The organism is Synoicihabitans lomoniglobus (assembly GCF_029023725.1).
In the GTDB taxonomy this organism is placed as follows: Bacteria; Verrucomicrobiota; Verrucomicrobiia; order Opitutales; family Opitutaceae; genus Actomonas; species Actomonas lomonigloba.
The window spans coordinates 4,882,454-4,907,702 of sequence record NZ_CP119075.1 but is presented as its reverse complement, the minus strand read 5'-3'; the positions used below and the strand labels follow the sequence as shown (position 1 = coordinate 4,907,702).

The 25,249-nt window shown below is 61.0% G+C and carries 25 protein-coding genes; 13 read left to right on the top strand and 12 right to left on the bottom strand.

The window, feature by feature from the left end:
• The first annotated feature begins 142 nt into the window (after positions 1 to 142).
• From PXH66_RS18775 to PXH66_RS18760, 4 genes are all read left to right on the top strand, one after another.
• Positions 143 to 1,435, top strand: a complete 1,293-nt coding sequence (locus PXH66_RS18775; RefSeq protein ID WP_330932105.1) for a family 8 glycosyl hydrolase — start codon at positions 143 to 145, stop codon at positions 1,433 to 1,435.
• 21 nt (positions 1,436 to 1,456) lie between these two features.
• Positions 1,457 to 3,115, top strand: a complete 1,659-nt coding sequence (locus tag PXH66_RS18770) for a glycoside hydrolase family 43 protein (RefSeq protein WP_330932104.1) — start codon at positions 1,457 to 1,459, stop codon at positions 3,113 to 3,115.
• Between the two features lie 378 nt (positions 3,116 to 3,493).
• On the top strand, positions 3,494 to 3,775 hold the full coding sequence (locus tag PXH66_RS18765) for a type II toxin-antitoxin system RelE/ParE family toxin (RefSeq protein WP_330932103.1): 282 nt from the start codon (positions 3,494 to 3,496) through the stop codon (positions 3,773 to 3,775).
• Between the two features lie 4 nt (positions 3,776 to 3,779).
• On the top strand, positions 3,780 to 4,076 hold the full coding sequence (locus tag PXH66_RS18760) for a HigA family addiction module antitoxin (RefSeq protein ID WP_330932102.1): 297 nt from the start codon (positions 3,780 to 3,782) through the stop codon (positions 4,074 to 4,076).
• A gap of 137 nt (positions 4,077 to 4,213) precedes the next feature.
• Here PXH66_RS18760 and PXH66_RS18755 read toward each other — a convergent pair whose 3' ends face one another.
• Complete coding sequence (locus PXH66_RS18755) at positions 4,214 to 4,420, bottom strand: hypothetical protein (protein WP_330932101.1); 207 nt, start codon at positions 4,418 to 4,420, stop codon at positions 4,214 to 4,216.
• Between the two features lie 139 nt (positions 4,421 to 4,559).
• Here PXH66_RS18755 and PXH66_RS18750 point away from each other — a divergent pair, with 139 nt between their 5' ends.
• The 6 genes from PXH66_RS18750 (at position 4,560) to PXH66_RS18725 (ending at position 9,236) form a co-directional block, all read left to right on the top strand.
• Positions 4,560 to 4,790 (top strand): hypothetical protein, encoded by a 231-nt coding sequence (locus PXH66_RS18750; RefSeq protein WP_330932100.1) that lies wholly within the window; start codon positions 4,560 to 4,562, stop codon positions 4,788 to 4,790.
• Positions 4,791 to 4,862: 72 nt separating this feature from the next.
• Positions 4,863 to 5,807 (top strand): tyrosine-type recombinase/integrase, encoded by a 945-nt coding sequence (locus PXH66_RS18745; RefSeq protein ID WP_330932082.1) that lies wholly within the window; start codon positions 4,863 to 4,865, stop codon positions 5,805 to 5,807.
• 8 nt (positions 5,808 to 5,815) lie between these two features.
• A complete protein-coding gene (locus PXH66_RS18740) occupies positions 5,816 to 6,916 on the top strand; it encodes an IS91 family transposase (protein WP_330932099.1) in 1,101 nt (366 codons plus the stop codon).
• A gap of 389 nt (positions 6,917 to 7,305) precedes the next feature.
• On the top strand, positions 7,306 to 7,815 hold the full coding sequence (locus tag PXH66_RS18735; protein WP_330927525.1) for a hypothetical protein: 510 nt from the start codon (positions 7,306 to 7,308) through the stop codon (positions 7,813 to 7,815).
• A gap of 6 nt (positions 7,816 to 7,821) precedes the next feature.
• The gene (locus PXH66_RS18730) at positions 7,822 to 8,400 is read left to right on the top strand and encodes an RNA polymerase sigma factor (protein ID WP_330927526.1); all 579 of its coding nucleotides are present in this window, start codon (positions 7,822 to 7,824) and stop codon (positions 8,398 to 8,400) included.
• Complete coding sequence (locus PXH66_RS18725) at positions 8,397 to 9,236, top strand: anti-sigma factor domain-containing protein (protein WP_330927527.1); 840 nt, start codon at positions 8,397 to 8,399, stop codon at positions 9,234 to 9,236. Before PXH66_RS18730 ends, PXH66_RS18725 begins: the two co-directional genes overlap by 4 nt.
• 501 nt (positions 9,237 to 9,737) lie before the next feature.
• Here the strand turns inward: PXH66_RS18725 and PXH66_RS18720 are convergent.
• Positions 9,738 to 10,943, bottom strand: a complete 1,206-nt coding sequence (locus PXH66_RS18720) for an IS481 family transposase (RefSeq protein ID WP_330931001.1) — start codon at positions 10,941 to 10,943, stop codon at positions 9,738 to 9,740.
• A gap of 110 nt (positions 10,944 to 11,053) precedes the next feature.
• On the opposite strand from PXH66_RS18720, the gene PXH66_RS23245 reads away from it, so the two are divergent.
• Positions 11,054 to 11,302, top strand: coding sequence for a hypothetical protein (locus tag PXH66_RS23245; RefSeq protein ID WP_425609312.1), 249 nt, complete (start codon positions 11,054 to 11,056; stop codon positions 11,300 to 11,302).
• Between the two features lie 109 nt (positions 11,303 to 11,411).
• Here the strand turns inward: PXH66_RS23245 and PXH66_RS18710 are convergent, their stop codons facing one another.
• The 5 genes from PXH66_RS18710 to PXH66_RS18690 all read right to left on the bottom strand — a co-directional run bounded on the left by PXH66_RS18710 (position 11,412) and on the right by PXH66_RS18690 (position 17,400).
• Positions 11,412 to 12,113, bottom strand: a complete 702-nt coding sequence (locus tag PXH66_RS18710) for a hypothetical protein (RefSeq protein WP_330930957.1) — start codon at positions 12,111 to 12,113, stop codon at positions 11,412 to 11,414.
• Positions 12,114 to 12,476: 363 nt separating this feature from the next.
• Entirely contained in the window at positions 12,477 to 12,773 is a 297-nt protein-coding gene (locus tag PXH66_RS18705; protein WP_330930958.1) for a HigA family addiction module antitoxin, read from the bottom strand.
• Between the two features lie 32 nt (positions 12,774 to 12,805).
• A complete protein-coding gene (locus PXH66_RS18700) occupies positions 12,806 to 13,084 on the bottom strand; it encodes a type II toxin-antitoxin system RelE/ParE family toxin (RefSeq protein ID WP_330930959.1) in 279 nt (92 codons plus the stop codon).
• 85 nt (positions 13,085 to 13,169) lie between these two features.
• Entirely contained in the window at positions 13,170 to 15,566 is a 2,397-nt protein-coding gene (locus tag PXH66_RS18695) for a glycoside hydrolase family 127 protein (protein WP_330930960.1), read from the bottom strand.
• Positions 15,567 to 15,816: 250 nt separating this feature from the next.
• Positions 15,817 to 17,400: a TolB family protein gene (locus PXH66_RS18690; RefSeq protein WP_330930961.1), complete on the bottom strand. Its 1,584-nt coding sequence runs from the start codon at positions 17,398 to 17,400 to the stop codon at positions 15,817 to 15,819.
• A gap of 305 nt (positions 17,401 to 17,705) precedes the next feature.
• Between PXH66_RS18690 and PXH66_RS18685 the strand changes: the two genes are divergently transcribed.
• A complete protein-coding gene (locus PXH66_RS18685) occupies positions 17,706 to 19,049 on the top strand; it encodes a sensor histidine kinase (protein WP_330930962.1) in 1,344 nt (447 codons plus the stop codon).
• Here PXH66_RS18685 and PXH66_RS18680 read toward each other — a convergent pair.
• From PXH66_RS18680 to PXH66_RS18660, 5 genes are all read right to left on the bottom strand, one after another.
• A complete protein-coding gene (locus PXH66_RS18680) occupies positions 19,013 to 19,669 on the bottom strand; it encodes a LuxR C-terminal-related transcriptional regulator (RefSeq protein ID WP_330930963.1) in 657 nt (218 codons plus the stop codon). The two genes, PXH66_RS18685 and PXH66_RS18680, sit on opposite strands and share 37 nt — an antisense overlap.
• Positions 19,670 to 19,821: 152 nt before the next feature.
• Positions 19,822 to 20,589 (bottom strand): hypothetical protein, encoded by a 768-nt coding sequence (locus PXH66_RS18675; RefSeq protein WP_330930964.1) that lies wholly within the window; start codon positions 20,587 to 20,589, stop codon positions 19,822 to 19,824.
• A gap of 141 nt (positions 20,590 to 20,730) precedes the next feature.
• A complete protein-coding gene (locus PXH66_RS18670) occupies positions 20,731 to 21,666 on the bottom strand; it encodes a DUF6807 family protein (protein WP_330930965.1) in 936 nt (311 codons plus the stop codon).
• Between the two features lie 162 nt (positions 21,667 to 21,828).
• Complete coding sequence (locus PXH66_RS18665) at positions 21,829 to 22,596, bottom strand: SDR family NAD(P)-dependent oxidoreductase (RefSeq protein WP_330930966.1); 768 nt, start codon at positions 22,594 to 22,596, stop codon at positions 21,829 to 21,831.
• A gap of 182 nt (positions 22,597 to 22,778) precedes the next feature.
• Positions 22,779 to 23,696: a homocysteine S-methyltransferase family protein gene (locus PXH66_RS18660; protein WP_330930967.1), complete on the bottom strand. Its 918-nt coding sequence runs from the start codon at positions 23,694 to 23,696 to the stop codon at positions 22,779 to 22,781.
• 252 nt (positions 23,697 to 23,948) lie between these two features.
• On the opposite strand from PXH66_RS18660, the gene PXH66_RS18655 reads away from it, so the two are divergent.
• Positions 23,949 to 25,244, top strand: coding sequence for a Gfo/Idh/MocA family protein (locus PXH66_RS18655; RefSeq protein ID WP_330930968.1), 1,296 nt, complete (start codon positions 23,949 to 23,951; stop codon positions 25,242 to 25,244).
• The last annotated feature ends 5 nt before the right edge of the window (positions 25,245 to 25,249 follow it).

Below are 25,249 nucleotides of genomic sequence, written 5' to 3'. Positions count from 1 at the left end.
CGGCCCACGCCGCCGCTGTTTTTTAACCACAGATGGACACCGATTAACACGGATCAATCCCATCTCCTCCTCGCTTCAGTGCGTAACGGCCGTGGAGCCACCTGTGTTCATCTGTGGTTAAAAAACCAATTCCACCCTTGTCATGATTAGAGCAGTTTTATCCGTGTTTCTCGCGTCCGTTTTTGTGGCGAGTGCAGCGCCGCCTCCCGGCGGGGCCGCTCGCACTGGCGATTACCCCAATCTGTTTAAAACCTACCTCGGCAAGACCGATGCGGAAGTGGAGGCGCGGCTCGATACCGCGTTCCAGCTGATGTTCTACGGCGATCCGTTCACCCAGAAAATCTACTACACGATCGCTGACGACATGGCCTACCTGGCCGACGTCGGCAGCCGCGACATTCGGTCGGAGGGTATTTCCTACGGCATGATGATCACCGTGCAGCTCGATAAGCAGAGCGAGTTCAACAAGCTGTGGAAGTTCGCCAAGACCTACATGTATCACGACGAAGGTCCCCTGCGCGGCTACTTCACCTGGCACCGCGCCTACGATGGCGGCATGACGCGATCGGATGGCTCGGTGATTCGCGGTGATGGCCCGGCCCCCGACGGCGAAGAATGGATGGTCATGGCGCTCATGTTTGCCTCCAACCGTTGGGGCGACGGCGAGGGAATCTTTGACTACAACCGGGAAGCTCAGGACCTCCTGCGGATGATGATTCACAAAGACGACCAGCCTGATCGCGGGAGTGTCGTCAGCATGTTTCACCCTGAGGAAAAACAGATCCGGTTCACGCCCGATGGTTACGGTGCCAGCTTCACCGACCCGTCCTACCACGTGCCACATTTCTACGAACTCATGGCGCGCTGGGCCGAGGATCCGGCTGACCGTGCCTTCATGGCTGAAGTTGCGAAAACCAGTCGCGAGTTCTTTCGTAAGGCGGCTCACCCGGAAACGGGCATCATGCCCAACTATTCCCACTTCGACGGCACGCAGCTCGAACGCCGAGGTCGTGATTTTGAGGCCGATGCGTGGCGCACCCTCGGTTGGCCCGCCATGGATTGGTCATGGTGGGGCCAAGACGAATGGATGGTTGAGCAGTCCAACCGCATCCTGCGATTCCTGGCTTCGCAACCGGCGGACAACTGGCCCGACAAACTCCAGTTGGACGGCACCGTAGTGCGCACCAATCCGATCGCACCCGGCATGACCGGCATGGCCGCGGTCGCCGCCCTCGCGGCCGAGCCCGACCTCGGCAAGCCATTCGTCGAACGCCTGTGGAACATGGCTCTCCCCAGTGATGTGGGTCGCAATACGGACGGCCTAATCGTGGAAGGTGAACTGCGAAGCTGGCGCTACTACGAAGGCCTCCTGTCGATGTTCGGCCTCCTAAAAGTAAGCGGCCACTTCCGCGTCTACGGCGAAGTGACCGACTAAAGAACCAAACGTTTCGGCGCTATGATTAAGTCCCTATCCCTCGCCCTGTTGGCAACATCCGTGGTTGTGGCCGAACCCGTCACGTTTACCTCGTTCGAATACACCGGGCGTGATGAGATTTTTGATACGCCGATCTCGGCTTATGAGTATCGCAATCCCATCCTGGCCGGCTATTATCCGGACCCGAGCATCTGCCAGGTCGGCGAGGACTACTACTTGGTGAATTCGTCGTTCGCCCACTACCCGGGACTGCCGATTTTCCACTCCACCGACCTCGTGAACTGGACTCAGTTCGGTCACGCCATCGACCGACCCGACCAGTTGCCCTACGACGGGCTCGGTATCACCCGCGCGCTGTTTGCGCCGGGCATCAGTTATCACGACGGACTGTTTTACCTCGTTTGCACCATGATTGATAACGGCGGCAACTTCCTCATCACCGCCGAGGATCCGGCCGGTCCGTGGAGCGATCCGATCTGGCTCGATTTTGATGGCATCGACCCGTCGCTCTTCTTCGACGAGTCCACCGGTCGGGCATGGATGGTCAACAACGGCGGTCCTCCCAACAACAAACCCCTCTACGAAGGTCACCGTGCGATCTGGATTCAGGAGTGGGACATCGCGTCGAAGCGTCTCATGGGGCCGCGTAAGATCATCATCAACGGTGGCGTCGATCTGGCCGAGCAACCGGTCTGGATCGAAGGTCCGCACATTTACCAGCGGGACGACTGGTATTACCTCAATTGCGCCGAAGGCGGCACCAGTGACAATCACTCGCAAGTCATCTTCCGCAGCGAATCCCCGGACGGACCTTTCGTTCCGTTCACCGATCACCCGACGCTCACCCAGCGTGATCTCGATCCTGCGCGCGACCACCCGGTCACCTGCACGGGCCACGCCGATTTCGTTGTCGGTCCCGATGGCAATTGGTGGTCGGTCTTCCTCGGCTGCACCCCGTATAAAGATGGGCACTACAATACCGGCCGCCAGACCTTCCTCCTGCCGGTGACGTGGAAGGACGGCTGGCCACTGATCTTACCGCCCGGTCAGCCGGTGCCCTATGTGCAACGCGGGCCCAATGGCGTGGGACTCGACGAGTCGGCCGACCGCCTGCCGCTCACCGGTAACTTCACGTGGACCGACGACTTTTCCGCCGACGAGCTGAGTCTGCCTTGGCTGTTCCTGCGTGCCCCGCAGACCACCTGGTGGTCCACCGGCGACGGTCTGAGCATCGAGCCGCGTCCGGATTCATTGCGCGAAAAGCACAACCCCTCGTTTATCGGCCGTCGGTTGCAGCACAACCGCTTCGTGGCATCGACCGAGCTCGTGCTGCCCGCGGCAGCCAACGTCGACGCCGGCCTGGTCGCCTACCACAACGAAACGCGCCACTACGTCCTCGGGGTCAACCGGGCGACCTCCGGCGGCTACAACGTGTTTGTCGAAGCCCAACGCGGCGCGGCCACCGCCGCCCAGTTGACGACAGCCCACTTCGCGGCGGCCCCCGGCGACACCATCACCTTGCGCCTCACCGGTCACGACACCGATTACGTCTTCGACTACTCGACCGACGGGGGCGAAACCTGGATCCAGGTCGGTGGCATCTTCGACGCTCGCAACCTCAGCGTCAGCACCAGCTACGATTTCATCGGCGTGCTCGTGGGCATGATGGCCCGTCAGTGACCGTGGAACGGGTGAGTTTTTACAGAAGGTAACAAAGAGAACAAAGGCTCGGCGCGGCAGATCGCCAGCGGGCGGGGTAGGTTCGTTGACGGGTCGATTCGTGAACGAACCAAGCCTTATATGTCACGGTGTTCGCTCCGCGCAGCGGTGACGGTTACCATTGTTTTAGCTGATCCGTTCTAGCCTGTTCCAGTGGATCGAACCTCATTCAAAGGCCGCAAAATCCCCAAGCATTGCAGGAATATTTCTCGGAAAGCGTTGTGGTCTTCGGGGAAAAATAATGGCCTCGCGACATTGGATTCACGGATATTCATGTTAGGCGTGCATATGCACGCTTGACGTGCTTATGGATAGCGTGCAACGTGAGCGTAGCAATTCGTGATTCAATCATTCGCCGACGCCCCGACCCAGGCTTTGTGGCTTGGTAAAAAGCCGCCTGAGCTTCCGTCCACCATTCTGAAAACCGCCCTGCGCAAACTCACGCAACTCGAAGCTGCATCTTCTCTTAGTGAATTGCGATTTCCTCCCGGCAATCGTCTTGAGGCATTGAAGGGAGATCGAGCAGGCCAATTCAGCATTCGGGTGAATGACCAGTTTCGAGTATGCTTTCGATGGAAGAACGCAAACGCCACCGATGTAGCCATAACCGACTATCACTGACACCATGAAAAAGCATCTGAACGTCCACCCCGGTGAACTCCTTCGCGAAGAGTTTTTATCTCCGCTCGGAATCACAGCCTACCGCTTGGCCAAAGACGCCAAACTTCCGCACCAGCGGGTGAGTGAAATTGTCAATGAAAGGCGTGGCATCACCGCCGAAACCGACCTCCACCTCTGTGCCTACTTTGGGCAAGCTCCTGGTTATTGGCTACGTGTCCAACTCGCTTATGATCTTCGTGAGGCGCTCAACACCGTGGGTGACAAGATCAAATCGGACGTGCGCCCGTTGCAGGCTGCCTGAGTATTCGCGAGCGAGTCGACTTTCGACTTCGACCTCGGTTGTTCAAACCAGTCCGCTTCATGCCTCTCCATGCGATCTATGGATGGGATATTTCTTTTCGGAGGCGGCGTTGGGGGTGGTTTCAAACCAACAGCCCTTTATTTCAAATTTCGCTCCCGGAGCAGTTTTTCCAAGGCCTCATTTTGGTTGGGCTTGTTGAATAATTTGAAGGCAATGATCAGGGGGATTAAGGCGGCCAATCCCAGGTTGTTCTTCGCCACGCCATAGATCACGATCCCGACCATCATGCCGATGAGTCCCGCATTTATCATGGCATTTGATTTCACCTTCTTGGCTTCGTCCAACAGCTACAGCTCCTGATCGGTTAATTCTGATAGGTCTTTCGCGCTCATGGAGGGATTGGTACGGCGACTCGAAAATGGAGTCACGAGTGGCGAAGTGAAGGCGAGCGGTTCATCGGCTAAGCGTGGTCGGTGGATCTCGATGAAATCCCCGACGCCCCGCAGTGGCGTGCTTCATGCAGGCAAGCATCGAGCTGACGGCGAGCCTAAATCGGGCGAAAATGTGTCGATTGAATCGGGGGCACAAAAGGCCCAGAATGAGTTTGATCGGATCGTCATCAGTCTGCCGCCACCGGCGCGTCGAACCACCACGACAACGTTTGTCTCAACCATGGGGTTGAACGAAGCCGCTGCGCGGCGCAGTGAGGAGTGAGGGGTATGACGTTCGGGACGCACGGCGGTTGACGATGTATTTTGGTCCGCCAATCGCAAGACTGGCGGTGCTATGTCCAAAAACAAATCCACCCGTAAAGGTCGCGACTTCCGTCGTGACGTCACCGAACAGTATCAATCGTTAGTGCGCTTCGATGAGATGCTCAAGCTGCGAAGCATGGCCTTCTCCACCCGCTCGGAGTATGTGCGCTACGTGCGCAAACTCGCGCAGCACGTGAAGCGCGATCCGGCCGAATTGAACGAGGCGCAGCTTCGCGCCTACCTGCTGCACCTCAAGGAGGTCCACCACTACAGCGGCAGCACGATGCGCACCGCCGTGTGCGCCATGCGCAACTTCTACGGCAAGTTGCTGGGCCACCCGTGGAAGCTGTTCGACCTGGTGCGCTCGCCCGATCGCAAAACCTTGCCCGCGGTGCTCACCCGCGCCGAGGTGGCGCGGTTGTTCGCGGCGATCACCGAACCTCGGTTTCGCACCATCCTGCGACTCATCTATGCGTGCGGGTTGCGTATCCGTGAAGCAACGACACTAGAGGTGACCGATATCAAGCGTGAGCCGTGCCGACTGCATCTGCACCACACGAAGGGGCAAAAGGAGCGCTACGTGCCGCTGCCCGAATCGATGCTCGAGGAGTTGCGCGCCTACTGGCGCACGCACCGGCATCCGAAGTGGGTGTTCCCTGGCACCGGTCGGGGCTGGCGCGAGGGGCCCGGTGCGCGCGAGCGCCTGGCTCTCGCGTCCGAACCGATGGGCGTGGGTTCGATCCAAAACTGCCTGCGGTTGGTCGTGCCGGTGGCCAAACTGCCCAAGGGCACCCACCCGCACACGCTGCGTCATTCGTATGCGACGCACCTGCTCGAAGAGGGCGTGAGCATCCGCTTGATTGCGCAGTTCATGGGCCACTCCTCCATTGAAACGACCGCCATTTACACGCATCTGACCGCCGTCAATGAAGCCGCCGCTCGCGCGGCGGTGAGTCGTTTGCTCGACGGCATTTAGTTAAATCCGTGTCGGCCTTGGCCGAGTGGCTCGGGGCGCAAGCCCCGGGCTACGCGTGCACGCATGCCATCAGCCCGGCGCAGCGCCGGGCGTTGGCGGCGATCGCGCGGTGTCGGACGCCCGAGATGGGCGGCCGCGTGTATCGCTGTGCCCACTGCACAAAGCACGACTTCGCCTACCATAGCTGCCATCACCGCTCGTGTCCGCGGTGCGGCGGGGCCCGCACGGCGGCATGGACGCAGCGCCAGCGGGACCGCTTGCTGCCGGTGCCATATTTTATGGTGACCTTCACACTGCCCGCACCGCTGCGCGCGATCTTCGCGGCGGAGCCGAAGGTGATGATCGACCTGCTCTTTGGCGAGTCGGCCCGCGCGCTGCAATCGATCGCGTCGTTGCCCAAACACCTCGGAGCCGATCTGGGCATGACCGGCGTGTTGCACACGTGGGGACGCCAGATGCAGTTGCATCCGCATGTCCACTTCATCGTGCCGGGCGGTGGTTTGGCTGAAGAGGGTTCCGCGTGGCGCCATACCCACAAACCCGCGTGGCTGATGCCGTCTGCACCGGTCGCGGCGCGCTTTCGCCAAGGCATGGCAGCGGCGCTACGCGTTGCGTTGCCTGGAAGGCACGCGCAAGTGCCCGACTCGTGCTGGCGGCAACCGTGGGTGGTCGACATCCAGCACGTCGGCTCGGGCGAATCGGCGATCAAATACCTCGCTCGCTACGTGCAGCGCACCGCCATCAGCGATGAACGTATCCGAACCATGGATGCGAAGACGGTTCGCTTTGGCTACCGCGACAGTGCGAGTGGTGAGCGCAAGGAATGCACGTTGGATGCGGCTGAGTTCATGCGGCGATACTTGCAGCACGTCTTGCCGACCGGAGTCCACCGCGTGCGCCACTTCGGCTGGGAGCACCCTGCCGCGTGGCGACGCCGACGGGTGGTCGAGACCTTGCTCGCCGTGGAGATCGTTGTGCGCCCGAAGCAGGCCGAGGACGTGGTGCAGTGGCACCTGGTGTGCCCGCATTGCCAAGCCGAGTCGTTGCGCTGCGTCGGCACCCTGCCACGCGTCGCACGTTCGCCTCCGTTCGTCCCACGGGCCGCATGAAGACCACCACCAACGATTCCTCAGACATGAATCCACCGCTCGTCGCGGTGGACACGCGCCGGCGTGCCTGCGTGGCGCGCAGATCATGCTACGGCGTATCTGGACCACCACTACGGGTGACTCAACCTGCCAAAACGAACCCGGAGGAAGTCAGAAACGTGCTTCGACCAACACCGAGCGGGTCAGCGGCGGACGGCTTCGATCCCATGGTCGATATCCCGCTCGAAATACAAAACGCATAAGGCGTAGGCACCCACGCCTGACCTTGCTTGGGGCTTGTTCATCAGGAGTCAGGATGTCGGCTCCGCGACATCCAAACTCTCAGGGTTTTCCTGCATCCGTCGCGGTGGATTTTGCGTAAAAGTAAGTATCTGCCATTTGTTCTTCCCATGAAATTTAAATTCCACTCCGTCTACATGCTGCTGTGCAGCATTGCCTTGGGCACTGCCGGTGCAGCGGAGGCCGAAATGCCCGAACTCGCACTGGTGATTGTCCCGCCACTCTCCTCCGGTGAAAACATTGGGGCTGATTCCGGCGCCTACACGGATTTTGATCGTCTCGATCTGGCGTTCCAGAAAGTTGCCGAGCAACGCCACTGGCCGGTCAAAATTGTGGCCGAACGGCTCTCGGCCACCACCGCTCCGCATGAACTCGAGCTTCGTGTTTATCTTCAACCCGTGCGCCGGGACCGACCCGAAGAATTCACGTTCCGCGGCTGGATGACGCTCCACGCCGACGGCACCAAGCACGATCTCAACATGATCATTAGTCGTGAGCAGGGTCGATACCGGGAGGATTTGAATGAATTGCTCGACAAGCTCTTTTACGGAGCCGCGGAAGTTGCCGCCCGGAAAATCGAACCCATTCTTTTTCCCCAGCTCGCCAAATCCGAATCCTGAACCTGCGTGCCGCCGGATGCCGACAGTTCAGCAGAAGAAGCCTTTCTGCTTGCGCGCATCGGCGCCGGGGACCGAGCGGCGTTTCGCGATCTCTATGCGCGTTTCAGCACACCGCTTTTCTCCTTCACGCTCCGTCTGGTGGGTGATCGCGCCACCGCGGAGGAACTCCTGCAGGATGCCTTCGTAAAAATCTGGCACCACGCCAACGATTACGACCCGCACAAGTCGCGTGCCTTTACTTGGGCCGTCACCATCGTCCGTCGCACCTGCATCGACCACCTGCGCCGCCGCCGCTCGGCCCCGTCGTTTACTCCGCTGCCTCTCGAAACCGAAGGTGGCGCCGACTTTGCCACCGCTGAGACTGCCCGCCGCACCGCCGAGGCTCACGAGACATCCCGCAACGTCGATCGCGCTCTTGAGCATATCTCCGGCGACCGCCGTCGCGCCCTCGAGCTCGCGCTCTATTCCGAGCTCACCCACGCCGAGATCGCGCGCCAACTCGTGCAGCCCATCGGCACGGTCAAGTCCTGGATTCGCCGTGGTCTCCTTGAGCTACGCACCACCCTCGCCCAAGCCAAATCATGAACTCGAAATTCGAAGAACAAGCCACGCTTTACGTGCTCGACGGCCTCGATCCCGGTGAACACGCGGCATTTGAGGCGCAACTTCTCCAATCGCCTGAGCTGGCTGCCCTCGTGCGTGAACTCGAATCCGCCCTCGACCGTGAAATCCGACTGCTGCCGCAGCACCCGCCGGCCGCCGACCTCCTCACCCGTATCGAGTCCCGTCTCGACCGCCCCGATGATCCGACACCCGTGGGTGAATCCGCACGCTCGTCGATCTGGATCGCTTTTGCCCGCTGGAGTATCGCCGCCGTGATCGCCGTCAGCACCGCCATTCTGGCCGTCCAATCACTGCGCCGTTCTGATGCCACCACCGAGCCAAACATGGTCTTGATCGTGGGCCTCAACGCCGAGGGCAGCACGCTCACCCGAATGCCTATGCCCGTCGCCTCAAATGACGAAGGCGGCGGATTCATCCAGCTCGCCTCGTTTGCAGAAAACCTGTGGAACAACCCCACCATACTTCCCGACGCATCGACCGTTGCCAACGCGGCCAACGGCTATGCCCTATTCGACCCGGCCAGTAACCAGGGATTCATCGCCATCCGAAATTTGCCCGAACCCGCGCCCGGCCAGCTCTATCACATGTGGATCATCGACACGGCATCCGGTCACGTGGTTCAAGCTGGGGTGCTGCCCGCCACGCAGGCGACGAGCGGCCTTTACTCGTTCGCCGTCGCCGCGTCGGGTAACACGCCCCCGCCCCAGCTTAATTTCTTCGTTACGTCCGAGAGCGCCTCGTCGAGCCGATTCACTGCACCGAGCGGCAAAGTCGTGCTGGGCAGCAAACGGATCTAACCCGCCCGTTGCCGGAACGAAGCCAGCCGCTTCGGCTGTTCGCGATGGAGGCAATCCTACATCTTCAGCGTGCGAGTCCGGAGACGAAAGACCTTGAGATGCGGCGGTCGACCGAAACGTTTGGCGACCAACGAACAACCGCAAAAAGATGATGTGTTGACGCGTTTTTCAGCCGTTGTGTCAGGGAGGGATTTCTAGGTTTTGCGTTCGACTCCTTTTGTCGCCCTCCGGTCAGGTCCCAGATTACTGGCCTCGCTTTCAACTCGCCGACGATCTGCGTGAGGCACGCAACACCGTAGATGACAAAATCAAACAGGAGGTGAGCCCGTTGCCTGCCGACTGAGTATACTTGGAGTAGGCGAGGAACGCGTTGCGAACGTCGGGAACTACAATTGTTTAAACCTGACCCTTTTTGGCCCTTGACCCTTTTTGGCCCGGAATGATCGGGACATGGGTTACACAAAGTCCAGGCACATGGGTTACACTTTTGGGAGGTTGGGTTTACGGGTTGTGTTTGGCGAGGGGAACCTGATGCGGGGGAACCATGTAGGCCGCAGGCCGGAATGGGTCCCCCGCATTGAGGGTGAGGTTGGCGAGGTGGATGTTCGCAAAGTGCAGCTCGCTCGTGCCCGCATCCGTGCGGTGGATTCCCACGGTGACTCCGGCAAACGCCTCCCCGACATGATAGCTGCGTTTGCGGTAGTTGATGAACCCGGCCTCGGTAACACGTCGACGCAGATAGTCGGCCGGGTAACGCACGGCGTTGTCGTTCTCGTTTAGGCGCCGCTGACTGGAGTGGTAAATCTCGGCCGGTTTTTGCATGTTGATGCCTTCGTGAGGACGCTCGTGGTTGTAGGTAAAGCGCCACCGGTCGAAGAGGCGTTGTTGGGCGCGTTGATTGCGTGCGCTGGGCTGCAGGGTCTCGGCTTTCAGGTCGCGGTGCATGCGTTCGTGGGACCCATTATCCTGCGGATGCCCCGGTCGGGTGAACTCCACTTGGATGCCTTGGCTGATCCACCACACGCTCAATCGAGAGAGCCTGCCCCAGCCGTTGGAAGCGAAGGGTGAGCCGTTGTCGACGCGGATGATCTCCGGAACCCCGTGGTAGCGCATGATGTTACGACAGGCCAGGTGGGTGCCTCGGAACTGCTGATCATATCGGGCTTGGCAGCACACGACGTAGCGCGAGAACCGATCACACACCGTCAACGGATCACAGCGGATGCGATCCTGCGTCAGGAACCAACCCTTGTAGTCGAACGTCCACACGTGGTTGGGGTGAGTCGGATCGGTCAACTCGCTGGGCCGGGGATGATAGAGTCCAGGTTTACGCCGCCGCTTCTTGATCAGGCCGTGACTCTTCAGCAACGAGGCGATCGTGCTGCGCGCCGGAGGCTGCATTATCCCGTGCTTACAGTGCAGTAGATCCTGTAGCTTCTTGGGGCCCCAACTGGGCTTGGCTTTGCGCTCCTGGAGCACCAGCTCGACTAGCTCCGTAGTCGTCTGGTGGGCACAGCCACGGGGACGACGGGACCGATCGCCCAAACCGGCGGAACCTTCCGCCGCGTAACGACGCAGCCACTTATGACCGGTCTTGCGACTGATATCAAAGTCTTCGCACAACTGCGAGACGGTAAAGCGGCCCGTAGCCGCCATGCTGATGAACTGCATCTTCTGGTCCATTGGTGACACTTCTTTCCAGGGCATACGCCCAGTTTAAGTGTAACCTATGTCCCTAGACTATCTGTTACCTATGTCCCCGGTTCATACCCCCTCCTTTTTGGCCCTCGACCCTTTTTGGCCCTCGGCAGCACGACGTGCCACCCGCGCGCCTGTCGTTCAAGGGCACGGTGAGCACGCTGCGCGCCTTTGCTCCATTATTTGCCACCAACGCCCGGCAGGCTGCCCAACGCTTCGAGGAGTTGTTGCTCGCGCTCGCCGCCGACCTCGTGCCCGACCGACCCCATCGCAGTGAACCGCGCGCCATCAAACGCAGACCCAAAGTCTACCAACTGATGACCAAACCTCGGCACCACATGCGTGTATCCATATCACGGCGACAATAAGAGACGATCACCCCCCTTAACTAAGCGCCATTCAAACCTGACCCTTTTCGGCCCTTCTTTTCGGCCCTCCGGTTCATACCGGTGGGCTCACAAGCAATCTGGGTTGATGTCAATTGACTGGAAAAAAATCTTGAGCCGTCTCCACTCCCGCTCTGGCTGCAGCGTCCCTCAAAAGTTCTGATACATCCTTTTCCTTTTCAAGTCTGGACACCCTAAAACGCACCGCTCTGACAATCGCGCTGAGTCTTATCCACTCAATTCGAGTTTCTCGAATATCCGATTGCCGGGTTCGAAACTCTTCTTCTGAACTAAAATCCTTTGGACCCAAGCCACCGCGTAGACCATTTAGGTCAGATGCTTCATCAAAGCCTTCACGATTTCTTAATTCGTCTGCATATGCTAGGCATTTTACATATAGTTCGATGTTCCGATTTACCAATAATTCCTTTGAATTCTCCCCCGCACGTGTGTGTCGCGCCGACACTTCTAGTTCCATAATTCGAATGGCAGTTGGCTCGCCAACCTTGGGTTGCAACTTCGATGATACTGCCAGTATAGTTTCGTAGTTTGTGCCTAAGTCGCCTGATAAATGATTAATAACCAAATTCGAAAGTTGCTTTCGCTCTTCGGCGCCCTCTTCCATTTCGTAGCGACTTGCAATAGCAGTAGATATCTCAATCGCCCTATCTGCCTCCGCCGATTCCCTTAGTAGGAGATTTAATATGTCCGCAAACTTTTGATTGGTCCCAATTTGGGCATGTGCTGCAGTTAATATAGAAAAAACAAAAAGGACGAATGTTAATCTATTCATGGTGGTATTTTAGTATTGCCAAGGGCCGCTACAGGATGGGGAATAAACGGTTATTCCGTCATAGGTAATTGAACCAAGTCCTACGCCATTAGACTGATAGTCGTGGCGATGGGTCACGAACTCGAAATTCTGATAACTGGCAGTATTTTCATTGTAATACTGAATCGGGAATGACCTAGTGAACATTACTCCCTGCGGCAGCCCCAAGTGGTTTTTAAGCCAATCTATGTCAAGCGGTGAAGAAATGCCAATCCAGTCATAAGTTTGATTAGTAGACCAAAGAATAGAAAGAATATACCAATCAGCGTAGCCAGACCGAGAGGGTCGCCAGACCGAGAGGGTCAGGCCGTGTTTTGCGGATTTCTACGCGGAAATCAGCTCGGAGGCCGGGCGGACGGCTTTCACTAATCTAGGGGTGTCGGTCGCTAGGGCTCTGAAATCGCAATCCACCTGAATTCCGTGCCAGAACTGCGGGGACTGATCGAAGAAGGCACCGAACCTTATCGACATGGCGGGGGTGATGGAACGTTTGCCGAGGACAATCTCATTGATGGCGCGCGGGGACACCCCAAGCGCACGGGCCATGGCGTTTTGGGAGATACCCATGGGCCTCAAGTATTCCTCCAGCAGGATTTCACCGGGCGTTATCGGGGTTTTCATATAGTTATAACGTATGACGTTATAGGGGTGCTTCAATGGTAATCTTCAATTCGGACGTCGCTGGGTCCCGAGTCCGTCCACCGAAAGACAATGCGCCACTGGTCGTTGACCCGAATCGAGTATTGTCCCGCGAGATTCCCTGCAAGTTGCTCCAGGTGGTTTCCGGGTGGAACCGAGAGGTCGCCCAGACGGCTGGCACTATTGAGTTGGATGAGTTTACGCAAGGCCACGCGGCTAACCGCCTGAAAACGACGATTCTTCTCTTTGAGGAAAAGTTGCTCCGTGTCGCGATCCGCAAACGATTGAATCATCTTGGTCGCGTGTAACGCGGTTGCAGGGTCTCTTCTTTCAGAATGGGTAAAAATATTCCGGCAGTTCGTCCATTTGTCCTACAACTCATTCAGAACGCGGGCGCACGAGGCGGACTTCGTAGAGGGCGGGGACGCCGGGGGATTTTTCGGTGCCGCGGAAGGTGAGGATCAGGGGGTTGCTCCTGGAGCCGGTGGGGATGGACAGGGTTTTGATGATGAAGCGTTCGCCGTCTTGGCCGGAGATTTCAATTTTGCCGATGGGGGTGCCGTTGATTTCAACGGTGTAGGACGCGGGTTGCCAGGCGTTGCCCCAGTGGGTGAGTTGGAGCTCGAGCGCGGCTTCGTGGCGCGGGGTGAGTTCGTAGCTGAACCAGTCGTTGGCGGCGCGGAAGGAGCGTCCAAAGCTGTGACCTTGCCAGGAGTCGCCGTCCGTGAAGTTGTGCTCCACTTCGGGCTGTTGTTCTCCGGGTATGACGAGGTCGATGGTGCGGGCGTCGAGCGCGAGGCGGGCGGTTTCAGTGGCGTGGAGTTCGGCGACGATGCGTTCGTAGTCCGTGGCCGAGGCGAGTTGCCAATACATCATGTAGCGGGCGTCGTGCAGGCGGAAGAAGGGTTCGAGTTCGAGCGTATCGAAATTATCAGGACGAATGAGATTGGCGGCGGTGAAGTGTAGCGGTCGGCCGGGCACGGGCTGGATGGCCGCAGCCATTTCGGTAGGGTTTCCGACGAACATCGGGGCGGCGTCGAGCGGTTCGAAGGCGCCGGGAGCGGCGTGGCCCATGCGGGAGCCGTCGGCCACGAGTCCGTCGAGGTGGTCGGTGCCGGTTTTGGCGGCGAGGAGGATGGGACCGTGCAGGACTGCGGCGTAAGCGGAGTCGTCGGGCAAGCGTTCGAGGCGCGTGGTCATGGGCAGCTCAATGCCGATGGTGTCGCCGTCATGCCATTCCCGGGTGAGGGCGGCGTAGGAACCGGGCGTGGAGCGCCCGTCGACTGGCTCTCCGTTGATGGTGATTTTGAAACCTTCGGCGCTGACCCAGGCCGGGTGGCGGAGGTGCAGGGCGAAGGTGCGCGGCGCTTCGAGGGTGAGGGTGAGGCGGGTGCGCGCTTCGTCGGGAAAGGTAGTAGATTGGCGGATACGAAGACCGGGACCGACGTCGAGATCGGAGGCGATGAAGAGGTTTACCCACAGGTCGCCGGTGTCGTTGGCGGCGTAGATGAATTGGCCGTATTTGCCGTGGTTTTCGAGGCCGGAGCCGACGCAGCACCAGAAGCATTGTTCGGGTTGGGAGTAGACGCGGTAGTGGCGCGGGCGAATGGGGGTGAAGTAGACGAAACCGCCGTGTTCGGGGTGTTGGGTGGAGAGGATGTGGTTGTAGAGGGCGCGTTCGTAGGTGTCGGCGTAGCGGGCGTCGCCGTCGCGCCGGAACAGGGCTTCGGAGAGGCGCAACATGTTGTAGGTGTTGCAGGACTCGGGGCCTTCGCGGGACTGGAGCATGCCGGAGAAATCATCCGGGGCGTTGAAGTGTTCGCGCACGCTGTTGCCGCCGAAGGCGACGGTGCGGTGTCCGATGACCGTTTCCCAAAAGAAGCGCGCGGCGTCGTCCCAGGTGGGATCGCCGCCGAGTTCGGCGACGCGGGCGTAGCCGATGATCTTGGGGATCTGGGTATTGGCGTGTTGGCCGGTGAGCGTGTCTCGGCGCTGGAGGAGATCGTCGAGAATGGCGTGGTGGGTGAAGCGTTGCGCGAGGCGCAGGTATTTCTCGTCGCCGGTGATGGCGTAGACGTCGGCGAGGGTTTCGGTCATACCGCCGTGTTCGGCGCGGAGCATGATTTCGAGGTCGGCGTCGGAGAGCGGGGCGATGAGATCGGCGCACCAGTCGGTGAGCTCGATGAGGACTTCGCGGGCTTGGGCGTTGTCGGCGATGAGCCAGGCGTCGCGCAGCCCGGCGTAGGTTTTGTGCAGATTATACCAGGGCACCCAGGCGCCACCGAGGCTGAAGCCCTGGGCGTCGAAACCGCCGGCAGCGACGCGGGCCCAGACTTCGGCGGAGTCGGGCACGGCGCCGACGTAGCCGTTACCGTTGGCCTGTTGGCAGACGGCGAGTTCGGCCACGCAGTAGTCGAGGCGACGTTTCATCTCGGCGTCGCCGGTGGCGGCCCACATCTGGGCGGTGGCGGTGAGGTAGTGGCCGAGGGTGTGGCCATCGAGACCGATGTTTTCCCAGTTACCGTATTTTTCGGCTTTGGGGGTGAGGCCGGCTTCGAGTCGAAAGCCAGCCAGCAGACGGTCGGGGTCGAGGGCGAGGAGGTAGGTGGTGTTGAGGTCCTGGGCGTGTTTGAACGGACCGTCGAGCAACGTGACGTCGCGGAGGGGAAAGTAGTGGAGCGGCGTGGAGGCCGCCGCAATCGAGGGCTCGGGGGAGGCGGTCGACCTGAGTCCGCCAAGGAGCGAAGCGGCGAGGACGAGGGACAAAAGTCTCATCGGAGGAGGAGGGGCAAGGTGGAGCGGAAGCGCGATGGCGGGACAAAGGGCGGGCGAAGGGGATTTCACCAAGATCGTCGATGCGGCCGTGAACCCTGAACCTAGCGTGGCGGCAGGCGATGTCAGGAGGGCTTTTGCCTAACAGTTATGACGTAAAAAAACGCGCCCCGGGCGGGACGCGTTGGATGGAAGCGGAGAAGGATGTGTGGTCGGGCTGACGGGATGCCGTCAGCCCGCTGATGGGCTCTGGTTACTTGATGTCGCTGTTGCTGACGAAGGCGATTTTGCGGCCGTCGGGGGACCAGGAGGGCACGTTGATGGTGCCTTGGCCGCCGTAGACGTAGGCGATGATCTTGGGCGCCGCGCTGCCGTCGGTGGGCATGAGGCGCAGGTAGACGTGTTTGTAGTAAGGGTGATCGCGGGCTTCGACGACGTCGGCGTCGTAGGAGATGATGGTCATCCACTTGCCATCGGGCGAGATGTGCGGGAACCAGTTTTGCATGCCGTCGGCGAAGACCTGCTCCTGGCCCGAGCCGTCGGGTTTCATGCGGAAGATCTGCATGAGGCCGGTGCGGGTGGAGTTGAAGTAGATCCACTCGCCGTCGGGGGAGAATTCAGGGCCGTCGTCGAGGTCGGTGTTGTTCGTGACCTGGACCTCTTTTTTGGTGTCCACATTGACCTTGTAGATGTCCCACTGGTCTTTGCGGTTGGCGGTGTAGACGATCCATTTGTTGTCGGGCGACCAGCCGTGGAGGAAGGAGTGGCCCCAGGCCGGATCGGTGATCTGCTCGGGCTCGCTGGAGCCGGTGGAGGGCAGGGTGAAGACGGTGGAGGTGCGGGCCTCGCCGACGTGGTTGGAAATGGCGAGCATGCTGCCGTCGAAGGTCAGCACGTGGTCGTTGTTGTTGTTGATCTGGGGGCCGGTATCGAGGGTTTCGATACGGCGGGTGGCGAGGTCGAAGGTGCGCAGCACGCCCTTGGCCGGGCCGTTGCCGGAGACATTGACGATGAGCTTCTGGCCGTCGGTGGTCCAGTTGGGGGCTTCGAAGGATTCGGCACTGGAATGGATGGCGGTGAGCTCGCCGGAGAACACGTCGAGAATTTCGAGGGTGGAGCCGATGTAGTCGCGGTAAGGGCGGAAGTCCGAGGCGGCGGGCTTGATGATGCGCACGTCGGTGAAGATGGCCTGCTCGGTCACTTCGGCATTGTGGGAGCAGAGGAAGAGGCCGGCGTAGACGACGTTGGGCACGTCGATCTCGGCGAGTTCGACGGACTTGAACGGCTCACCATAGCGGGCGGCGGAGAAGATGAATTTGTCGCCCCAGCGTTCGAGTTGGATGACGTCCGGGTAGGTGCCATCGAGTTCGTTTTCGAGAATGATCTGGTCGGTCTCACCGTTCTTGGCGGCGCGGTATTGCAGGGAAGTGAGACCGTCGCCGTGGACGGTGCCATCGGCGTAGGTGGAGCCGGTGTCGAGATCGGAGCGCACCATCCAGCCGAGCTTGCGGTGGGGGTCGACGCCCTCGCCGAGGAACTTGACGCGGGCGCGCAGGATGAAGTCGCCCTCGAGGTGGTTCCACGCGAATTGAAACTCGTCTTCGCCGCCCCACAAGTTGGTGCCGGAGCCGGACATGTGATACGACTGTGTCATCGCGTCGTAAGTGGTGTTGCCCCGAATGGCGGGGGCGCCGACGTCGCCGTGATGGGCAAAGTCACCGACGGCCGGACCGTAGGCGGAGTGAGTGCCGTGAGGAGTGGAGCCGGCGAAGAGACCGGTCGAGGAAACGAGAGCGCACATAAGAAGTGAGCGGGGACGCAGGAGGGGGGAAGTCATAGCGGAGGGTGAATCCGCCTTCGTTTCCAGGGGGCGAAACCAAGGCGAGGTAAGATAAGGACGGGATAGGTTTGGGGCGGTGATGAAATTAAACCGCAGGCCGCGCTGCGACGGCAAGGGAGTTGGACGTTAAGTGGCGGGTAGGCCGAGCGAGGGGACGGTGACATGGAAGCGGGCAAGTGCGGTGAGAACGGGGTGTTTCGCGACGGCGCTTTGTCTTGGGCCGAATCGTCGATTGCCTCCCTTGGTCGGGAGCGTAGTTTGCGATCATGCCAGACGGGGCTCACGTCGACCTCCCGTGGAGAATGGCCCTTCTCCGCAATCGCCAGATCGCCGCGCAGATGTTCGCCGTGTTCTTTGTCGTCGGTTCGGTGGGGCAGCTCGTATTGCTGCGCTCAGTGGCGGCTCAGAGCTTGGAAGGGGATTACCTCTTCATTTTGCCGGCACTGGTCTTTGTGTTGGCCGTGTATGAGTGGGTGGAGAGTCGCAGTCTTTGCCCGTCGAGAATCGACGAAGGTCAGGAGCCGCCGTCCACGGATTTTTCGGTGTGGATTTCCGTGGTGATCGAGGCGCTGGTGCCGGTGTCGGGCATCGCTCTGCTCGGAGGGGTGTTGGGGTGGCCGAGCGCGCTGGGTGGTCCGCCCCTGATCGGTGCGGCGCTGATCCCATTGATTTCCACCCTGCGGTTGGATTTTCGAATTCCGGTGGTGCAGGGAGTCGTCATGGCGGTCGGCTTTTGGGTCATGCTGGTCCTCGCGGTGGACGCGGCGGACAGTCCCGCGGCGGTGGTTGCTCTCACGGTCAATTTGCAGATTGCCAAGGGATTTTTACTGCTGGGCTGCGGGATGCTGGCGGGCATCATCGCTCATCAAAGCCGACGGCGGCTGGAGGATGTCATTCGCGAGCATTCCGAGCGGGAGAACGTGCAACAGGCATTGGACGTTCGCACGGCGGAATACGAGCGCGCGGCGGAAACGATTCTCGAGAAGAACGAACTCATTTCGATCCTCAGTCACGACCTGCGCGCGCCGCTTGATGGCGTGGCGAGTTTGGCTCAACTCATGGCTCGGGCACCGGATCGTTTCACTGCTGATGACATTCGAAAATACGCCGACGAAATTCACGGCACGGCCCACAACCTCCGTGAGTTGCTGGACAATCTCGTGGTCTGGGCGGAACTACGCTCGGGCCAAGGCTGCATGCCGCTGCGCGCCGTGGTGTTGGCGGAAGTGTGCGCGCCCGTGGTCCAGTTGTTCGAGCCGGCCATCACCGCGCGGCAATTGACGATCGAGGTGTCACTGCCTTCCCGCGTGCAGGTGCGGGGCGATGCGGCGGCCGTGGCGACGATAGCCCGCAATCTATTGTCCAACGCGGTAAAATTCACGCCGTCAGGCGGCCGTATATCCGTGAGCACCGCGGGCCAATCTTCTCCCGGTCGGGTGGCCCTGATCGTGACCGACACCGGTCCGGGCATTGACGAAACGGCGAACGATTCCGCGGAGCTGCGACCGGCACTCGGTCTGGCACTTTGTCGACAGCTGATGGGGCAGCTGGGAGGTTCCTTGGAATTGCGCCCGGCGGTCGAAGGCGGGACCGAAGCTTGGGCGTGGTTTCAATCGACCGCTCGCGACGAAACCGCCGAAGTCTGATCTTGCTTCAGGGCGTAGGCCACCATTTCGGCGGCGTTTCGCAGCTCGAGTTTTTTCATGATGTTGTAGCGATGGTTGCCCACGGTGCGCAGGCTCAGGTCCAAGTCGCGGGCAATCTCCGCGCTGGTGAGGCCGCGGGCTACGAGCTGGAGGACTTCTCGTTCGCGCAGGCTCAGGATTTTGGAGACGGCCATCGGGTTGCCGCCCAGGCGTCGTCGCACCGTGTTAAACGTGGGCGAGTAATAGGTGCGCCCCTCGGCCACGGCCACCATGGCTTTTTCGAGGACCGTGATGGGCTGATCCTTCTCCACATACCCCGCGAGTCCCAATTCGAGCACGCCGGCGATCGACGTCTCGTCCTTGCACGAGGTGAGCGCGAGAATGCGGGAACCGTTGGATTCCGCGCGAAGCTGTTCCGCCATCGCCAGACCTCCGAGTCGTGGCATGTTCAAATCGAGGCAAACGAGTCGCGGGTGAAGTCGGCGGCACAGCGCCAAGCCGGCCTCGCCATCACCGGCCGCGCCCACGCACTCGAATCGGGGATCTCCGTTGACCAGTTTCACCAACAAATCACGAAACAGGAACTGGTCCTCGATGATGACGGTCGTCCAAGGTGACATGATTCGCGGAGTTGAGGTAACAAGGCGACCAGCGGGAATGCGTGGTCGTCGCATCCGAGCGAGGGCAGCTCGGCTCGAAGAAGGGTAGAGAAAGAAAGTCCGGTCGCAAGCGATCCCCTAGGGGCGGGCGGCGGCCTGCCGCCCATCGGAAATCAGGCCGTAGAGGAGCAGGGTGTTCGCAGGCGGCGTCGAACGGTCATGAAGCCAACCAGAACGGCCCCACCTATCCACAGCCCGGCGGACGCCGGTTCGGGCACGGCGGAGATACTCATCTGCGAGGAATACGTGCGCAGGCCCAAACCATACAGCGCGACGATGGTTTCGTCGCCACCGAGGTCGGCGCCGATCTGGTAGATTTGGCCCAGACTGAGACCATCAAACGCATCCTCCCCGTAGGTGAAGGCCCAGAGGCCGTCGGCTTCGGCTTCGATTATTCCGGTTTGCCGGGAGTCGGTGGTGATCGCCGTGCCGCTGCCCGGGTAGCTTGTCTTGCGGTCGGTGAACCCGAAGGTGTAGTCCGCTCCGACGACATCGGTGCCAGCGATGAGGTTGAAGGTGAGGTCGCTGTGGGTTCCGCTCGATTCGGAATAGGTCCACTGACCGACGCCCGTAACTTGAAAGTTTGAATCGTCCAGTTTTTGGAACAGCAAAGGAGTCAGGTAGCGACCGGCCGCCGACTCCGTGTGGAACGCCCAGCTCGATGCCGTGCCCGCCTGACCGAAAGTGCCGGTGTAGAGGTAGACGCCGCCGCTGGACCCATCCGTGAAGGTGCGATCGATCAAGTCGTCGCCGATGGTCACCACAGACTGCGCGGAAGTGGTGGCGGCCGTGATGGCAAAGGCGAGCAGGAGGGTGGGAACCCAGGCAATCGGATGCGGGCGGACGCGCGGGAGCGTCGAGATAAAACGGGTCGGTTTCATGAGGGAAGCAGCAGGTTGGTGGAGGGAAATCGGCCAGATTTCCCCGCCATCAACCCACCCCTCGTCACCTCTCTCCAGCCGTCTGTTTGAGTATTAAGACTCAGTGGTGCCCGGTCGCAGCATGCCTCGACCCACCGATGGTCAGTTTTCCCAGGCCTCGACGGCCTCGCTGAGGTCGGCGGTCGTCCACGCCTGTTTGCGCATTTGGAGGCGGTAGCGCAGGGGCCAGACCTCGCCGGGGGCAAGTTGCAGAGGCTTGGGCACGAGCACGGCGGAGCACCAGAAGCGGGAGGGTTGGCCGTTGATGCAATACCACGGGTCGTCGCCGTCGCCGGGCATGTTGGCATCGCCCGCGAGCACGGCGAGACTGCCGCTGTCGGGAATGTTTGGATACACGGTCACACCGAGCGCGCCGGTGCGCGGGCGGATACGATTATCGACCCAGTCGGTCATGGGTCCTTGGAGGTTTACCATTTGCACCGGATCGGGACCGTGGCCGAGGCGCATGCCGAGACCAGCGTAGCCGCCCCAAAGCACACCATTGGGCTCGTCGGGCAGGGGCGTGCGGTCGAGGTAGGCGCCTTCGCGTCCGGCGGTGAAAGTGCTACTCCAATCGATGGTGTAGCTGCCGTCGGTGGCGACGGCGGAAACGATGATAAAGCGGGTTTCGGTGAGGTCGACCCGGCCGGTCGGATGCACGTAGTCGAGATCGAGGGTGATCTCGGCGCCGCCATCGGGAAAGGTGCGGATGTGAGGTGTGCCCCAGACAGTGCGGCCTTCGGAGCGACCGGTCTCGCGGCTCTGCTCCCAGTAGTTGGCTTCGTTGATGTATTTCCAGGAAAACCACAGGCCATAATGCCACACATGGTCATCGGGGCGGAGTTTGGTGAGGGACGGACCGCCAGGCACGCGCAACGGATGGAAGAACGGTTTGCCGGCGTCGGGATCGAAGGAGAATTGCCAGATGATATCGCCGTCCTGTTCCCAACCGATCGTGGTATCGGTGCGCACAAAGTCAGCGCGGGCGAACGAGGCGAGTAGCAGCAGAGTGGCGGCGAGGGGCAGAACGCGTTTCATGGGCGAAGGATTAACCACGAATGGACGGGGATGAACACAGAGAACTGGAATGCCGTTAAACGATCTTCTTCACCACGAAATACACGAAGCGCACGAAAGACTATCCGACGAAGGACGGCTTTCGTGTTGTTCGTGTATTTCGTGGTGAAACTTCCTCCGGCTTTAAAAGCCGATGCTTACGCCGCCGTCGACGGGGAGGATGGTGCCGGTGACGAAGTGGGCGGCGGGGGAAGCGAGGTAGACGGCAGCCCAGCCGACATCACTGGACTGGCCGAGTTCGCCGGTGGGGGTGCGGGCGAGGATTTTTTCCAAGCGCGCAGGATCACCGGCGAAGGCTTGGCGTGACATGTCGGTATCGATCCAACCGGGCGCGATGGCGTTAACCCGCAGGCCGTGGGGCGAGAATTCGGTGGCGAGGCCCTTAACCATGCCGACGTAAGCTGACTTTGCGGCGGTGTAGGCGATGACCTTGGGGATGCCAAAGAGCGAGGCCATGGAAGCGGTGAAGAGGATGCTGCCGTGTTTGCGCTCCATCATGCCGGGAGCGAATTCGACCGTAAGCGCGTGGGAACCGAGCACGTGCGTATCGAGCACGAGTTGGAACTCCTGCGTGGTCGTTTTCACGGCCTCCTTTTTCATGTGAATGCCGGCGTTGTTGACGAGGCAGGTCACCGGGCCGACGAGGGCTTCGGCCTTTTCGCGCAGGACGTGGGCTTGATCCAGTTGGGTGACGTCGTGGACCACGTAGTGGGCGCGGTCGCCGAGGCGGGACACTTGCTCCTGCAACAGGTTTTCTCGCCGACCGGTGAGCACGATGGTCGCACCGGCTTGATGCATGCACTCGGCGATGGCGCGGCCGATACCGGTGCCGCCGCCGGTGATCAAAGCGGTTTCACCCTGGAGCGAGAAGATGTTCGGGAACGTGGTCATGGTGATAAGGAGGACCACCTAACCACGCCCCTTTGGTGTTTCACACCGGACTGAAATTCAACTGTTGAGCCGATGGTGTTGGCGAGTCGCCCGAGTTGAGCGAGCGCCTGCAAGCAGGCAGCCTGCGGGAAGGCGAATTCCAAATGTAGGGGTAGGCCGCGAGCTTGCTCGCGCTTCCCGGCTTAATTGGCGGCGTTGAAGGCGTCGACCTTGGCGCGGATGGCGGCGGTGTGGTCAGGGGTGCTGCCGCAGCAGGAGCCGATGATGTTGGCACCGGCGGCGAGGGCGGCCGGGGTCTCGGCGGCGGTTTCCTCGGGGGGCTGCTTGTAGACGGCCTTCATGTTTTCCAACACGGGCAGGCCTGCGTTGGGCTGGATCATGATGGGGAGATCGACGGTGTCGCGGTAGATTTCGGCCACGCTGGCCGCCCCAGGCATGTCCATGCCGGTGCCGCAGTTGAGGGCGATGATGTCGGCGCCGTGTTCTTCGCAGAACTCGGCGGCGTCTTCGGGGCCAAAGCCCATCATGGTTTTGTAAAAGGACTTATCGGCGGACAGGTCGTAGGCGAACGACGCGATGATGCAGGGGGCACCGGCGGCCTTGGCGCCTTCGAGGCCGGCCTGGATCTCTTCCTTGCCGGTTTGGGTTTCGAGAATGATCGCATCGACGCCGGCCTCCACGAGCGCCTTGGCTTGCTCGGTGATGGCGGCCACGGCGTCGGCGTAGGGCAGGTCGCCGTAAGGTTCGAGGATGGCGCCGAGCGGGCCGATGTCGCCGAGCACGAAGCCTTCTTTGTCGCCAAAGGCTTCACGGGCGATGCGCACGGCGGCTTGGTTGATTGCGACGACGTCGTCGGCCACGCCGTGGCGTTCCAGCATGAGCCGCGAACCGCCAAACGTGTTGGTGATGATGCAGTCGGCTCCGGCGTCGACGTAGCGTTTTTGGATCTCCAGCACGCGCTCGGGGTGAGTGATGTTCCAGGCCTCGCCGGAAGCGCCTTGTTCGAGACCGGCGAGCATGAGTTGGGTGCCCATGCCGCCGTCACAAACGAGACGGCGGGAGGCGAGGGCGGCGAGAAGGCGGTTGTTCGAGGAAGCCATGGGACGACCAGTTGGCCCGAGCGAACCGAGCGTCGCAAGTCGAACGTGCGCGGTGCCGCGAGCGTGGCTGATTGGGCGATGCGGAGAAACCGTCGGAACCGGTGGTCGCATTTCTTGGCGGACAGCGTGCGGATTTTGCGCCAACGGTAGAATTGGTTCGGAGTGGGTGCCCACGCGGCTCAAGTTGAGTCGATTCTCCCCTCCCATCACTGGGTCCGTTCCCGGTCGATGGCCGCATCTCCCATTGTCGTCATGAAAACCCCTCTTCCGACCGGTGCCCGTTCGCGGCGCTCATTTTTGAAACAAAGCGCCACGTGGGGCGCTTTTATGTGGGCGGCGCCGCAACTGGTCCGCTCGCAGGTGTTGGGGCGCGGCGGAGTGCCGGGCGCCAACGACCGCATCAACCTCGGCTTCATCGGCCAGGGTCTGCAGATGGGGGCCCATGTTGAGGTCGTCGGCGGCCCCGGCGTCCAACCGCTGTGGGTTTGCGATGTGCGCACGCAAGCGCGGGACCGGGCTCAGGCCGACATGGTGCGGCGAGGTTTTGCGGACGTGCGGGCGACGGAGAATTACGAGGACGTGATCAATGATCCGGCGGTCGACGCGGTGTTTATCGTCACGCCCGATCACTGGCATGCCGCCATCGCCATCGCGGCCATGCGCGCGGGCAAGGACGTTTACGTGGAGAAGCCGATGACGCTCACCATTGCCGAGGGCAAAGCCATGGTGGAGGCCGAGCGCCGTTACGGCACCGTCCTCCAGGTGGGCTCCCAACAACGCTCCGAACATGCCTTTCGCAAGGCAGCGGAAATGGTGCGCAGCGGGTGGATCGGCGAGATCAAGGAAGTTCACGCCCGGCTGGGCTCCTTTGCCCCGGCGACGCTGGGCGCGGAAGAGCCGATCCCAGCAGGTTTCAATTACGACAAGTGGCTCGGCCCGACGCCCTACGAACCCTACACCGAGGCGCGCGTGCGCAGTGACTTCGGCGGCGGCTGGCGCTGTTATTGGGAATACGGTTCCCGCAAGAACGGAGACTGGGGCGCGCATCACTTTGACATCGCGCAATGGGCCCTCGGGCGCGACGACTCCGGCCCCACGCTCTTCGTGCCAAAAGGCTTCGAAGGTTCGGAGTATCAATATCATCAATACGACGACGGCATTAAGGTCATCCGCGATCACCCGATCGCCAACAACCACATGGTCCGCTTCGTCGGCAGCGAAGGCGACATCTGGGTGAGCCGCGAAGGTCGCCTCGACACCTCGCGGCCGGAGTTGGCCAAACGCCCGCTCGGTCCCGGTGACACGCGGCTCTACGAGTCCCACAACCACCAGCAGAACTGGTTGGAGTGCGTGCGCTCGCGTCGCGCGACCATTTGTCCGGCCACTATCGGCCACCGCACGGCCACGATCTGCCAGCTGGCCGGCATCGCCGAACGGCTCAACCGGCCGGTGCGCTGGGATCCCCGCGCCGAGCGTATCCTCGACGACGCCGGCGCCAGCCGTTGGGAAGACCGCCCCCGCCGCGCCGGCTACGAACTGCCCGCCTAAACCCC

Coding starts and splice junctions, on each gene's coding strand:
- PXH66_RS18775 (WP_330932105.1), top strand. CDS start 143: ATGATTAGAGCAGTTTTATCCGTGTTTCTCGCGTCCGTTTTTGTGGCG.
- PXH66_RS18770 (WP_330932104.1), top strand. CDS start 1,457: ATGATTAAGTCCCTATCCCTCGCCCTGTTGGCAACATCCGTGGTTGTG.
- PXH66_RS18760 (WP_330932102.1), top strand. CDS start 3,780: ATGAAAAAGCATCTGAACGTCCACCCCGGTGAACTCCTTCGCGAAGAG.
- PXH66_RS18750 (WP_330932100.1), top strand. CDS start 4,560: ATGAAATCCCCGACGCCCCGCAGTGGCGTGCTTCATGCAGGCAAGCAT.
- PXH66_RS18745 (WP_330932082.1), top strand. CDS start 4,863: ATGTCCAAAAACAAATCCACCCGTAAAGGTCGCGACTTCCGTCGTGAC.
- PXH66_RS18735 (WP_330927525.1), top strand. CDS start 7,306: ATGAAATTTAAATTCCACTCCGTCTACATGCTGCTGTGCAGCATTGCC.
- PXH66_RS18725 (WP_330927527.1), top strand. CDS start 8,397: ATGAACTCGAAATTCGAAGAACAAGCCACGCTTTACGTGCTCGACGGC.
- PXH66_RS18720 (WP_330931001.1), bottom strand. CDS start 10,943: ATGCCCTGGAAAGAAGTGTCACCAATGGACCAGAAGATGCAGTTCATC.
- PXH66_RS18710 (WP_330930957.1), bottom strand. CDS start 12,113: ATGAATAGATTAACATTCGTCCTTTTTGTTTTTTCTATATTAACTGCA.
- PXH66_RS18705 (WP_330930958.1), bottom strand. CDS start 12,773: ATGAAAACCCCGATAACGCCCGGTGAAATCCTGCTGGAGGAATACTTG.
- PXH66_RS18700 (WP_330930959.1), bottom strand. CDS start 13,084: ATGATTCAATCGTTTGCGGATCGCGACACGGAGCAACTTTTCCTCAAA.
- PXH66_RS18695 (WP_330930960.1), bottom strand. CDS start 15,566: ATGAGACTTTTGTCCCTCGTCCTCGCCGCTTCGCTCCTTGGCGGACTC.
- PXH66_RS18690 (WP_330930961.1), bottom strand. CDS start 17,400: ATGACTTCCCCCCTCCTGCGTCCCCGCTCACTTCTTATGTGCGCTCTC.
- PXH66_RS18685 (WP_330930962.1), top strand. CDS start 17,706: ATGGCCCTTCTCCGCAATCGCCAGATCGCCGCGCAGATGTTCGCCGTG.
- PXH66_RS18680 (WP_330930963.1), bottom strand. CDS start 19,669: ATGTCACCTTGGACGACCGTCATCATCGAGGACCAGTTCCTGTTTCGT.
- PXH66_RS18675 (WP_330930964.1), bottom strand. CDS start 20,589: ATGAAACCGACCCGTTTTATCTCGACGCTCCCGCGCGTCCGCCCGCAT.
- PXH66_RS18670 (WP_330930965.1), bottom strand. CDS start 21,666: ATGAAACGCGTTCTGCCCCTCGCCGCCACTCTGCTGCTACTCGCCTCG.
- PXH66_RS18665 (WP_330930966.1), bottom strand. CDS start 22,596: ATGACCACGTTCCCGAACATCTTCTCGCTCCAGGGTGAAACCGCTTTG.
- PXH66_RS18660 (WP_330930967.1), bottom strand. CDS start 23,696: ATGGCTTCCTCGAACAACCGCCTTCTCGCCGCCCTCGCCTCCCGCCGT.
- PXH66_RS18655 (WP_330930968.1), top strand. CDS start 23,949: ATGAAAACCCCTCTTCCGACCGGTGCCCGTTCGCGGCGCTCATTTTTG.